The organism is Virgibacillus natechei (assembly GCF_026013645.1).
In the GTDB taxonomy this organism is placed as follows: Bacteria; Bacillota; Bacilli; order Bacillales; family Amphibacillaceae; genus Virgibacillus_L; species Virgibacillus_L natechei.
Genome location: NZ_CP110224.1, coordinates 3678982 through 3691165 on the forward strand (window position 1 = coordinate 3678982; position 12184 = coordinate 3691165).

Annotated in this window: 13 protein-coding genes; 2 read left to right on the forward strand and 11 right to left on the reverse strand. The window is 38.5% G+C overall.

The window, feature by feature from the left end; genetic code table 11:
- Nucleotides 1-354 precede the first annotated feature (354 nt).
- From OLD84_RS18375 to OLD84_RS18410, 8 genes are all read right to left on the reverse strand, one after another.
- The gene (locus OLD84_RS18375; RefSeq protein WP_209463365.1) at nucleotides 355-1044 is read right to left on the reverse strand and encodes an LrgB family protein; all 690 of its coding nucleotides are present in this window, start codon (nucleotides 1042-1044) and stop codon (nucleotides 355-357) included.
- A complete protein-coding gene (locus OLD84_RS18380) occupies nucleotides 1037-1408 on the reverse strand; it encodes a CidA/LrgA family protein (protein WP_209463364.1) in 372 nt (123 codons plus the stop codon). Before OLD84_RS18380 ends, OLD84_RS18375 begins: the two co-directional genes overlap by 8 nt.
- Nucleotides 1409-1545: 137 nt before the next feature.
- Complete coding sequence (locus OLD84_RS18385; protein ID WP_209463363.1) at nucleotides 1546-1683, reverse strand: hypothetical protein; 138 nt, start codon at nucleotides 1681-1683, stop codon at nucleotides 1546-1548.
- A gap of 394 nt (nucleotides 1684-2077) precedes the next feature.
- Nucleotides 2078-3112: a Gfo/Idh/MocA family protein gene (locus tag OLD84_RS18390; protein ID WP_209463362.1), complete on the reverse strand. Its 1035-nt coding sequence runs from the start codon at nucleotides 3110-3112 to the stop codon at nucleotides 2078-2080.
- Nucleotides 3113-3123: 11 nt separating this feature from the next.
- Complete coding sequence (locus OLD84_RS18395; protein WP_245301584.1) at nucleotides 3124-4104, reverse strand: ABC transporter permease; 981 nt, start codon at nucleotides 4102-4104, stop codon at nucleotides 3124-3126.
- Complete coding sequence (locus OLD84_RS18400) at nucleotides 4085-5611, reverse strand: sugar ABC transporter ATP-binding protein (RefSeq protein WP_209463361.1); 1527 nt, start codon at nucleotides 5609-5611, stop codon at nucleotides 4085-4087. Before OLD84_RS18400 ends, OLD84_RS18395 begins: the two co-directional genes overlap by 20 nt.
- Nucleotides 5612-5682: 71 nt before the next feature.
- Nucleotides 5683-6645, reverse strand: a complete 963-nt coding sequence (locus OLD84_RS18405) for a substrate-binding domain-containing protein (RefSeq protein ID WP_342589360.1) — start codon at nucleotides 6643-6645, stop codon at nucleotides 5683-5685.
- A gap of 122 nt (nucleotides 6646-6767) precedes the next feature.
- Entirely contained in the window at nucleotides 6768-7757 is a 990-nt protein-coding gene (locus OLD84_RS18410; RefSeq protein ID WP_209463360.1) for a LacI family DNA-binding transcriptional regulator, read from the reverse strand.
- 208 nt (nucleotides 7758-7965) lie between these two features.
- On the opposite strand from OLD84_RS18410, the gene OLD84_RS18415 reads away from it, so the two are divergent.
- Nucleotides 7966-8934, forward strand: a complete 969-nt coding sequence (locus OLD84_RS18415) for a sugar phosphate isomerase/epimerase family protein (protein WP_209463359.1) — start codon at nucleotides 7966-7968, stop codon at nucleotides 8932-8934.
- Nucleotides 8935-9259: 325 nt separating this feature from the next.
- Here the strand turns inward: OLD84_RS18415 and OLD84_RS18420 are convergent, their stop codons facing one another.
- Both OLD84_RS18420 and OLD84_RS18425 read right to left on the reverse strand, forming a co-directional pair.
- Entirely contained in the window at nucleotides 9260-9718 is a 459-nt protein-coding gene (locus OLD84_RS18420) for a hypothetical protein (protein ID WP_209463358.1), read from the reverse strand.
- Nucleotides 9719-9723: 5 nt separating this feature from the next.
- Nucleotides 9724-10512 carry a hypothetical protein gene (locus tag OLD84_RS18425; protein WP_209463357.1) on the reverse strand — a complete coding sequence of 263 codons (789 nt, stop codon included), beginning with the start codon at nucleotides 10510-10512 and terminating at the stop codon, nucleotides 9724-9726.
- Nucleotides 10513-10697: 185 nt separating this feature from the next.
- On the opposite strand from OLD84_RS18425, the gene OLD84_RS18430 reads away from it, so the two are divergent.
- Entirely contained in the window at nucleotides 10698-11216 is a 519-nt protein-coding gene (locus OLD84_RS18430) for a CBO0543 family protein (RefSeq protein WP_280953316.1), read from the forward strand.
- A 51-nt stretch (nucleotides 11217-11267) separates the two neighbouring features.
- On the opposite strand, the gene metA is transcribed toward OLD84_RS18430, so the two are convergent.
- Nucleotides 11268-12176, reverse strand: a complete 909-nt coding sequence (gene metA / locus OLD84_RS18435; protein WP_209463413.1) for a homoserine O-acetyltransferase MetA — start codon at nucleotides 12174-12176, stop codon at nucleotides 11268-11270.
- Nucleotides 12177-12184 lie beyond the last annotated feature (8 nt).

Consider the following 12184-nt stretch of genomic DNA (forward strand, 5'->3'; position numbering starts at 1 on the left):
AGTGAATCTTATGCTTGGAAAGCGAAAAGGAAACATGCCCCTTCATAGGGGTATGCCGACGCCTGAGCGCAAGCCCGGTTTTAGTCGGCCTTCCTTAAGCCTAGTGAGCCGATGTTGACTTTCACCACAAGGGTATAAGTGCGACTTTACTTCTGCCTACGCCTGCCGGCTTGGCAATCAGTAAGTCTTCTTTATCGTACGGAGGTGAAGGAAGTCGCGCTAGTTGCTGGGCGCTGGAGCTGGACGTAGCTACTCCAGTATATAAGTTATCCCCAGCGTTTAAATTCTATAGTTTCCTATGTCATCAGAGAAGCCTGTATCACATATACGTTGATACAGGTTTCTTTCATATCCTTACATCAACAACATCACGAGCCACGGTGCAATAATCGAGACCGTTACTGCACTTACCACCATGGCGATCGTGCTCACCGAACCTTCCAGGTGACTGCGCTCTATTGCTGATGCTGTTCCAATTCCGTGACTAGCACTTCCTAAGCCAACACCTCGCCCAAGGTAGTGCGTAATTCCGCAATACTTGAAAACAAATGAACTAACAAAGACCCCACCGATACCAGCAATCATAACAAATATAGCAGCCAGTGATTCTGATCCCTCTAACGTACCTGAAATGTCCATCGCTACCGGGGTAGTTGCATTTTTGGGTGTCAGTGAGTAAATGATTTCTTCTTCAAACCCCGCCCACTTTGCAAGTAACACACCTGTAGAGACGCCTACAACTGCTCCGACACTCGTTCCACTGAGAATTGGCACCGTTAACTTCTTCAATGTTTCGTAATGCCGATAAAGCGGATAAGCTAATGCTACTACCGCAGGGCCAAGCAATTGATTGATCCAATCGCCGCCAATCATGTATGTTTCATAAGGTATATTAAAGATAAGTAAAATCACCACAATGACAATTGTTCCTGTAATAGCCGGCATCGTAAACGTATATCCCCATTTTATATGTAGGAGTCGTAATACGAGATAAATAGATACCGTACCACCAATTGCCGCTAATCCAATTAGAAAATCAATCATGGTCCAACTCCTTCGTGCGAACGAGCAACTGCGTAATATAACCTGACGTAGCCATGACCATCATTGTACTCACCAAAGCAATAATAACAAGCAGAAATCCCCAACCAGCAAACAAATAAAAATAATTGATGATCCCAACCGTGACAGGGATGTAAAACAATGTTAAGTGATTGATAAAAAATCGCGCACCTTCCTCAACCCACGTGACCTTTACTATCCCAGTCATCAATAAAATAAAAAGGAGAACCATTCCAATCACACTTCCAGGTATTAAAAGATCAAACGCACGCTGTATCCAACTACCTAGTTCATAAATGACGTATAATACTGCGATATGAATTATTGCCTTCATGACCTTAAGCATATAAATCACTCCAATACATGCAACAATTATAGCAAAGATTGGGTTTGTCTGAGGAGAAATCGCGAAAAAGATTTTTAAGATGAAGAAAACCGAACAGTATGAGGAGATACTGTTCGGCAGGTAAGGTAACTACTATTTTATGCAACAGTTGACATTCTTTTCTTATTTTTCATTGCAACTATCAATAGTACAATAATGATTCCTATTCCATCCGTAATGGTCTCCGGTATAATCAGCATGAACGCTCCAGCACCTAGGGTTTCGTGAGACAGCATGTAAATTCGTCTTAAGGAAGCCTTCTAAGGCTGAGCTAAGTCCAATAATTCCGACCAGAGACGTAATAGCAATTATAATTATTTCCATCACCGGTGAGAATTCCGTCGCAGTAACCGCTATATCTGTTGTATCGATCATTAACATAGCCGCATTGTAAACAAATAGATATGGAATGAAAAATCCTGCCCAATGATAATTTTAATGCATCGAAACTCCTTGGTATAAAGGTGCTACAAGTCCTTCCTTTATTGCTTCTAAGGAAATGTCAGTAGCTTTCTGTTGTTAATACTTCAAACCATCCAATTTATCGAGAAACATTTCTTTAATTGAAAAACACTTTTATAACTTCCTTCCACTAATTGATTTAATTCTAAAAATGAAGGTTATTTGAGTTTAAATAGTAACAACTTTATTGGTTTCTGCCGCTTCCATCACGCCCAGGATCACTTTTAACGAAAGTAACGCATCCTGTCCAGACACAATTGGTTCTGTATCAAGACGTACACAATCAATAAAAGCATCGATTACACCTGTGTTTGTCTGGGAATCGTTCGTTTGGATCGATTCCAATTTATAGTTAATCTGTTCACCATCTTTGGTGAACACTTCTAATTGATAAGTAGAATTATGATAGATTTTTAGTATACCCTTTTCACAGTAGATAATCGTGCTATTGTCTTCTTGACCGTAATAGGTCCATGAAAAGGAAGCTGTACCTAGGCGCCCTTGATTGGTCTTTAAACTACAGACAACGTTATCGCATACTTCTATAGGTTCACCATTTTCATCAACTTTGTCTAAAGCCGCTTGAAAGGCACTTACTTGCTCAATCTGATCATCTAATAAATAATGTATTAGATCCAACTTATGAATACCCAAATCACCAACTACACCAAATCCTGACCTATCTTTCTTAAAGAACCATGTTGAATTTGTTTTATTCACCCCCCAATACTCTGGCCCCTGATGACCAAAAGTGGTTTGAAACGTGAGCACATTTCCAAGTTCTTTATTTTCAATTATTTCCTTCGCTTTTTGATGCGCACGGGTGAATCGCTGATTATGATCAACCATTAATTTTCTGCCTGATTCCTTTTGTGCATCCACTACTTGATTTGCGTGTTCAATCGTCAATGATATAGGCTTTTCGCACAAGACATGCTTTCCACTTTTCAATGCCTTCGTTGAAAATAGGTGATGGTTTTCATTTGATGAACAATCACTGATAACCTCAATTTCCGGATCAGCCAATAATTTATCAACACTTTTTGCCACGCTTCCACCAAATAGAGTTGCCAGTTCTTCTGCCCGTTCTAAATTCCTGTCATAAAAAACAATTTCACTCACATATGGATTCGCTCTATATTCGGGTGCATGGCGAAACTTGGCGATAGACCCACATCCGATGATACCAGCTTTTATATCCAATTAGACCCCTCCTATACTCTTTTTTGGAATAAAACCGCAATGACTATAATTAACCCTTTCACAAACCCTTGAAGGTGTGGAGAAACATTCATTAGATTCATCATGTTATTTAGAATTCCTAATATGAGTACACCAAATACCGTCCCGATAATCTTACCTCGTCCTCCAGTCATTCTAGTACCACCAATAATGACAGCGGCAATCGCATCTAGCTCATAGGCCATTCCAGAGCTGGATGAAGAAATGGAGTTCAAACGAGATGTTTCGACAATAGCAGCCACACTTACGAGTAAACCAGCTAAACCATAAACACCCAATTTCACGCGATCCACTCGTATTCCTGACAAGAGAGCAGCTTTCTCATTACTCCCAATTGCATATACATAACGTCCGAAACGCGTCTTATGCATTAATATATATACAAACACTGTCATTACTACGAAAACTATAATTGGATATCGGATACCCCATAAGTCATTATTTGCAATAGCGCTAAAATCTTCTACCTCACCAGACATACTTCCACCATCAGCAATATACAAGGCAATGGATCTTGCTGCCGCCATCATCCCTAACGTGGCAATAAATGAGGCAATTCTCCCTTTGGCGACCATTAAGCCATTTAATAATCCTGCAAATGACCCTACAATAAATGCCGTTAAAAGTGCTACCAAAATATTTCCTGTAGCATTTAAGGCGATAACCATTATGACACCCACTAAAGCCAGGACAGAACCAACAGATAAATCAATTCCCCCTGAAAGCATAATAACTGTCATGCCTAATGCAATGATTCCTATGATGGAAACTTGCATTAATATATTCATCTGGTTACCGATATCCAGAAATCTGGGACTCATAACTGATGCCACTATATAAATAATTAAGAATGCAATCACGACACTATATTCTGACCATAACCAAGAAAGGCGGCTGCTCATAAAAGATTTCTTTTTACGTTCCTCTGATGGTTTAGGTTGTGTATTCGGCAATGTTCTCGCCCTCCTTTTTTGAACCTGTTGCGTAACTCATAATCTCATCCTCGGTTGCATCTTCACCATTAAATCTTGCAGTTACTTCCCCTTGATACATCACATTTATTCGATGACAGATCTTTCGTACTTCTGGAGCTTCTGAGGATAGAATAATAACCGCCTTGCCTTGTTCCGCCAACGAAACGATATGTTGATATATCTCCCGTTTCGCTCCAACATCAATTCCCTGGGTAGGGTTATCAAAGATAATAATATCTGTATTGACCTCAAGCCATTTTGCGATAACCACTTTCTGCTGGTTTCCCCCGCTTAGCTTGTCAATTGTAACCTGTGGGTTATGGACTTTAATGTTTAGCATTTTCTGGTAATAATCAAATTTCTTACGCTCAACTTTACCCTGGAGAAGACCTGATTTTTCAAAGTTCCCCATAGAAGATAAGCTCATATTGTGAATAACACTTATATCTTTAATAATTGCATTTTCTTTTCTATCTTTTGGTACGAGACCGACACCCGCTTTTAACGCTTTCTTCGGGTGATTTATTTTTGCAATTTGATCATTGATTTTTACCTCACCAGTGTATCGATTTCGATAACCAAATAGACTTTCGAAAAGTTCGGTTCTCCCATCACCAGCTAATCCAGTGAATCCTAAGATTTCCCCTTTATGAACGGTGAAATTAATATTTTTAAACAACCCTTCACTTGAAAGGTTTTTAACCTCTAATGCTACGGGTCCAAATACATGATCCTGAACAAAGCGTTCCTCTGATATGGATTTTCCAACCATAAGCTTCGTGAGTGCATCCAGACTTTGCTCCTTCATATCCCCAGTCCCAACGACCTGCCCATCGCGTAGCACTGTATAACGGTCACAAACTTCCTCTATTTCCTTCAATTTATGGGAGATATAAATGACAGATATACCAGAACCCTTGAGGTTTTTCATTAATCCGAATAAACGTTCTACCTCATGCTCAGCCAGTGCAGACGTGGGTTCATCCATGATAATAAGCGTAGATTTATGTAGTAGTGCTTTTGAAATTTCAATCAATTGTTTATAGGAAGTATCCAGTTCACGAACATACTCTTTAGGGTCAATATCCACACCTAATGTTGCTAGAATTTCATTCGTCTGCTTGCACATTTCCTCTTCTCTAACTATCCCTAGTTTATTTCGCAATTCGAAGCCGAGAAACATATTCTCATAGACCCGCAGATCAGAAACCACATTTAATTCCTGATGGATAAAACTAACACCATACTTTTGAGACACCCTCGGGTTCGTCATTTTTACTTCATTTCCATCAATTGAAATCTTGCCTTTATCTGATTCAATAACGCCACCGAGTATGTTCATTAATGTCGATTTCCCTGCACCATTTTCACCAAGCAAAGCATGTATTTCCCCATACTCCACCTGAAGTGATACATCGTTAAGGACCGGGACACCGTTAAATGACTTATTTATTGACTCCATTTTCATAAATGGATTTGTAGACATAACATAGCCTCTCCTTTTAATAAAAGGGGAAATGCAATAACTGCTTTCCCTATTGCATTTCCTTAATCTAATTAGAATTTCGAATCTGGATCATAGTGTTCATCAACATTGTCCGAATTTACTTCAGTAGCTTCCAATATAACTTCTTCCTCTTCTGGATCTGATCCATCAGCTATATCAGCAGCAACCTTTATACCATCTTCAATCATAGCCGGCGAGTAAAGGAATGTCGCTGAAATCAAACCACCATCTTGGATGTCTTCAAAGATATCTTTGCCACCCCCAGCACCTGTTACAAATTGAATATCTTCACGTCCTGCTTCATTAATAGCTTGCACAACTCCTACAGCCATACCATCATCCTGTGTGAATACAGCATCAATTTCCGGTTGTGATTGCAAAATATTTTCCATCACTTCTAACGATGTCTCTGTTGAGAAATCCCCATCTTGAGAAGCCACAATTTCTAAACCATCTTCTCCATCCATTGCTTCTTGAAAACCTGAACCACGTTGTTCAGTCACGGAGTTAGGTGGACCTGTAATTTCTACAACTTTTCCGTTACCATTTAACTGATCAACAAAATACTCCCCAGCATTTATCCCAATACCTTCATTGTCACCTTTTACCACAACATCAGCAGCATCATTTTCAAGCTCACGGTCAACCACTACCAACGGAATACCTGCATCTTTTACATTCTGGCCAACTGGCGATAATGCCGCAGATTCAATTGGAAGCAGAACAATAACATCTACATCCTGATTAATTAGATCATCCACATCGTTTGCTTGTGAATTTGGATCTTCCGCATTAGTCATGACATAATCAATACCTTCATTTTCCTGAATTTCCTGCGCTTGATTTTCGGCATTGTCAATCAATGCCCCCATCCATCCATGTGTAGCTGATGGCAGGGAAATTCCTATTGTCAAATTGCCGTCCCCACTCGCATCTTCGTCACCACAAGCGGTCAAAATTAATGCCGTCATCACCGCTATACTCAAAACTAATAGTTTCTTCAAAAACTTCACCCCTTTGTTTTTTGTAAAAAAGCTCCCCTCGAATGTAATCGATTACATTTACATCTAAGGCCAGCGCTCTACTATTAAACCAGTTTACTATTTTAATAACAGAGCGCTAATCTTAGTTGTATTTATCCTGAGGTTGATTCGCGAATTACCAACTCGTGCTCAAGCACAACACTCTCTACTGTTTCACCTTTTATCTTATTCATTAGCATCTTTGCAGCTATCGTACCCATCTGATACATCGGTTGCCCAATGGTCGTCAAGGTAGGATGTGTCATGTTGGAAAAATCAATCTTATCAAACCCTACAATTGCTATATCATTTGGTACTTGCAATCCATTGCTATTGATTTCTTTCAATGCTCCAATTGCCAATAAATCAGATACAGCAAAAACCGCAGTTGGACGGTCCTTAAGGCTTAATATCTTCTTCATTGCATGCTGTCCATACTCAAAACCAAGTTCATCCGCACGGCAAACATAATCTTCATTTATTGAAATAGAATGCTCTTCTAATGCTTTTTGGTATCCCTTTTTTCGTTGCCTTGCATATAAAAACTTATCATCTGAATTCATTAATGCAATTTTCTCATGACCTATACTAATTAAATGCTTCACAGCCCGGTAGGCTGCCTCTTCATTATCAATCGTCACATAAGGGATTCCACTATTAGGGGCATATTCACTACACTGAATGATGGCATGTGTTTTGGACAACTCGGTCAACGTCTCCATATTTACAGCCGGATCCATTGATATAATTCCATCAGCCATTTTCTTTTTGACTAAGTCAAAGTATATATTCTCCCTTGCTGGATTTGAATCTGTCTCACATAAAAGAATGTTATAATTATGGCTTAATGCTGTACTTTCAATCCCTTTAATTATTTCAAAATAAAATGGATTTGATATCTTCGGTATTAGTATCAAAAGTATTCTGCTTTCTGAATTTCGCAAATTTCTACCAAGCATGCTCGGCTCATAATTCATCTTTTTTATCGCATCTTCTACTTTTATCCTTGTTTTGGTTGTTACGGTATCTTGTTCATTTAAGACTCTTGAGACTGTTGCGACGGAAACACCTGCTTCTCTTGCAACCTGCTGTATATTTGCCATGTTTTTATGTCCTTCTCTCTATAAACCATTAAACACCCTTTTTGTAATCGATTACATTATAATGATAATATATTCTTATTTATCTGTCAATACATGAAAAATATTTAAGTAAATGGTTGATTTAATACACTAAGTTATATATTGTTAATAATGTAATGGATTACAAGACTTTATTTTCTGATTATTATAATGAAGGGGGTTTCTAAAATTGAAATTAGGAGTTTTTACAGTACTATTCGCTGATAAACAACTTGATGATATGTTACGCTATGTTTCTTCAAAAGGATTAGAGGCCGTTGAATTAGGTACGGGAGGTTTCCCAGGCGATGCTCACTGCAAAGTGGATGAACTACTAAATGATGACAATGCTTTACAGCAATTTAAGCAAAAAGTTGATGAACATGGATTAATGATAAGTGCACTAAGTTGTCATGCAAATGCGCTTCACCCACAAAATAAAATTGCTCAACCAGCAGATGAACTGTTGGATAAAACCATACGACTTGCATCCAAATTAGGTGTATCTGTGGTTAATACATTTTCTGGTTGTCCAGGTGACCATGAAGGAGCTCTATATCCGAACTGGCCTGTCAGCCCTTGGCCTCATGATTTTCAAGAAGTACTAAAGTGGCAATGGGAAAAGAAACTAATTCCATATTGGAAAGAAAAAAACGATCTAGCAGAAGCACATAATGTAAAAATCGGCTTAGAACTTCATGGTGGATTTTCTGTCCATACGCCAGCTACGATGTTACGACTACGCGAGGCATGTGGGCCAGCGATTGGAGCAAATCTAGACCCAAGCCATATGTGGTGGCAAGGAATAGATCCAGTAGAGTCCATTAAAATACTTGGACGTGAAAATGCGATTCACCATTTTCATGCAAAAGATACGATTATTGACCAACAAAATATGAATAGAAATGGGCTGACTGATATGACTGATTACGAAGAAATGCATAACCGCGCATGGTATTTCAGAACGGTCGGTTTCGGACATGACACAAAGACTTGGGCAGATATTATCAGCACATTACGATTAATGAATTATGATCATGCCGTGAGTATTGAACATGAGGATGGACTAATGTCGATTGATGAAGGCTTTACAAAAGCGGTCGAAAACTTAAAACCCGTTATGGTCAAAGAATCCGTTGGAGAGATGTGGTGGAACTAGCACTAATCATTATCGATATCCAGATGTTTCCAGTAGATTACCTCTGGATATCGATATTTTTACAATAGTAGTGGGTGGATACCCTTCCCTAGCCATGCAGCGGCAAATCCAAATAGAGATTCCGAAATTGTTGCGGGAAAACAATTGATTCTACCGCCTCAACAGCTCCTTCTAAATTGCATAAAGGATGTAGACCAGCTACTATTACCTTACCATTTGCCACTAAATCTACTTTTTCACCTTAACAATAAGCAACCTTTATACTCCCTAGTAAAAAAGTTAACCACATTGATAAGTGGGTTGCTAATTAGAAAGAATCCTTATGTCACTTCACCTTCGCAACACCCAGCGCAAGATGCTCCCAAAGTATATTTTCTATTAACTCACCTTGTATTTCTTCACAATCAACAATTAAAATGACTTCAGGGGATTTTCCTCTTGAAAGTCTTTTTCGTTTTTTAAAAACTTTTTCTGTTAACAGTCGAATGGCAAACCCTATCATAAATCCAATAAACCCAAAAATAAGTCCCCAAAAAATTGGTCCCCATGCTAATTCGAATCCTATACTGGCTCCGACAACGGAAAGCGCTGTTCCAAGTGCCACTCCAATATCGATTAGTGTCGTACCATCTGCAGTATGTATGGTATCAAATAACCTGCGCTCTTCCGTTCGATTATCCAGTGGTACTGCATAGATACTTTCTTTGTTAACTCCCTTTTTTTCCAAGGTTGATATAGCCATTTCTAAGTAAATATCATTATCAAACGTTGAATATAATTGCATATTTATCACTTCACTTTTTGTCCTTTTAGGATTCTAAAATCTGGATTTTGGTAATTGTCCTTTAAAAATCTCCGTTGTTCTCTTTCATAAAGCTTATTATTTTCAACCGTATTCATGTAAGCATCATAAATGGCAAAACCGTATGTTGAAGGTAACATGAGGAACCATTGACCATTTAAAACAGAAGTGGCCTGTTGAACTTCTCCTAGATATAATAAAACGACCGCTTCCAAAATATGTGAAAAATAAAAGAAGATAACCACCCAGGAAATTATAAAAAAGGCTGTAACAATACGATGAATATAAAGTTGTCCAAGTCCAGGTACAAATAGTGACCATATAGCTGCCATCACAGGATTTCTTTTATCCAAGTAGTTTATTTCCAAAGACCCAATGCTAAATGTATTAAAAGAATGCTCCTCTCGATCTGCCAATATGTACACCTTATTCATATCTACCGTCGTTCGATAACTATCCCAAATTCCAAAAAAATACACAGGCAAATATACTAAAAGCCACCTCGTATCCAGTACATCAATTGCCATATCAATGTTACCTTGAAACGAATAAATGATAGCCCAGTTAACATTCGACTGTATATTAACAATCACTTCCCAAATAAATAATACAAACCCGCGAAGGTATTTCGATAAAAGAAGATGACCGAATCCCGGAAAAGCCGCACTCCACCAAGCAATAGTATAAGGATTTCTTAAATGAATCTGCGTGGTACCCAGAACACTAACATGTGCTACATACCGTCTAGCAGTATTTCTATTCGTGTAATTATTCATTTAAGGCCCCCTATACTTTTTTCGTTTAGCTTCCTTCTAGTTAGAGTTTCCACAAACCATGGTTTTATCCGAGTCAACTAATCGTAATGAACCATGTATATTTTTATATAAAACACAAATCATAAGAGTTCTATATCACAAATAAAATTGGTTAAAATGGGAAGGAAGTTTTCCGTTTGAATGAAATGATTGAAACACAACAAACATACGGTCAACTACACATACAGCATTTCTTTGAGACGATTATTTTTACTTATCAATGGTGGCTTTTACTAGTTGTCAGCATTGGTTTATGGGTGATATGGGCACTTTTAGTGGATAAAAGAAGGTTGAACGCCATCTTGCTTGTCGGTTTATTGGTCAGCTTAATGGCGCTAGCATTTGATGAAATTGGGATTTTATTAGCTTTATGGGCTTATGACTACTACCTCGTTCCCTTCACAAGTAAGTTATACCCCGTTGATCTCGCCATCGTCCCCGTATTTTTCATGTTATTATACCAATACGTAAGGGCGTGGAAACCCTATTTACTTGTGCTCACATTGTTAACTTTGTTTGCAGTTATCGTAGCTGAACCACTCTTTGTCGCATTAGATATTTACATTTTACTTGTATGGGAACATTGGTATTCTGCCCCTATTTACATACTGATGGGTATTTTTGTTAAATGGCTGGTTGATAAAGTTGTGGGGGAAAAGCGTTAATTTTAAAAGGGGAGTGTCTCACTAAGCTGAGACACTCCCCTTTTTATCATGCTAATCCCATTGATACGGGGTTTGCTGATATACGTAGTAGTTAAGCCAATTCGAAAAAAGCAGATGTGTATGGGATCGCCACGTGTTTGGTGGTCGTTCATTTACATCATCATTAGGAAAATAATTTTCCGGCATGCTGGTATCCAGCCCTTTATGAAGATCACGTGCATATTCCTCAGCAAGTGTTGTTGCGTCATACTCCAAGTGACCCGTAATCATGATGTGTTTTGCATCATTGGACATAATGATAAATGCTCCCACCTCCTCCGAAGAAGAAAGTAAGAACAAGCGAGGATCATTTGCAATTTCCTCCATTGAAACCGTTGTATATCTTGAATGTGGGGCATGGAATACTTCATCAAATCCACGGACAAGTTTAATTTTTGGATCGGCTACACGATGTTTGTAAATGCCAAATGTTTTTTCTGGAAGCTCATATTTACCAATCCCATAATGATAATATAAGGAGGCCTGAGCACCCCAGCAAATGTTTAAAACAGAGGTCACATTCTGTTTCGTCCACGCCATAATTTCCGTTAACTCTTCCCAATAATCCACATCTTCAAATGGTAAGTGCTCAATAGGTGCCCCTGTAATAATCATTCCATCATAACGGTGATTTTTAACATCTTCAAACGTTGTGTAAAATGTATTCAAATGAGATCTACTTACGTTTTTAGATTCATGTGTCGTCATCCGAAGGAACGTGATATTCACCTGTAATGGTGTGTTCCCTAATAATCGCAGAAGCTGTAATTCGGTCGTTTCCTTATCTGGCATTAAATTTAAAATAAGTATATTAAGTGGACGAATGTCTTGGTTCTTAGCCCGATTTTCATCCATCACAAAGATTTTCTCCTGTTTTAACACTTCCGTTGCAGGCAACTCTCTCGATATATTGATTGGCACTAAGATTT

What these genes read in the sequence shown, in the direction of transcription:
- OLD84_RS18410 (WP_209463360.1), bottom strand. Translation starts at nt 7,757, where the DNA reads ATGGCAAATATACAGCAGGTTGCAAGAGAAGCAGGTGTTTCCGTCGCA.
- OLD84_RS18380 (WP_209463364.1), bottom strand. Translation starts at nt 1,408, where the DNA reads ATGCTTAAGGTCATGAAGGCAATAATTCATATCGCAGTATTATACGTC.
- OLD84_RS18400 (WP_209463361.1), bottom strand. Translation starts at nt 5,611, where the DNA reads ATGTCTACAAATCCATTTATGAAAATGGAGTCAATAAATAAGTCATTT.
- OLD84_RS18385 (WP_209463363.1), bottom strand. Translation starts at nt 1,683, where the DNA reads ATGCTGTCTCACGAAACCCTAGGTGCTGGAGCGTTCATGCTGATTATA.
- OLD84_RS18420 (WP_209463358.1), bottom strand. Translation starts at nt 9,718, where the DNA reads ATGCAATTATATTCAACGTTTGATAATGATATTTACTTAGAAATGGCT.
- OLD84_RS18430 (WP_280953316.1), top strand. Translation starts at nt 10,698, where the DNA reads ATGATTGAAACACAACAAACATACGGTCAACTACACATACAGCATTTC.
- OLD84_RS18375 (WP_209463365.1), bottom strand. Translation starts at nt 1,044, where the DNA reads ATGATTGATTTTCTAATTGGATTAGCGGCAATTGGTGGTACGGTATCT.
- OLD84_RS18425 (WP_209463357.1), bottom strand. Translation starts at nt 10,512, where the DNA reads ATGAATAATTACACGAATAGAAATACTGCTAGACGGTATGTAGCACAT.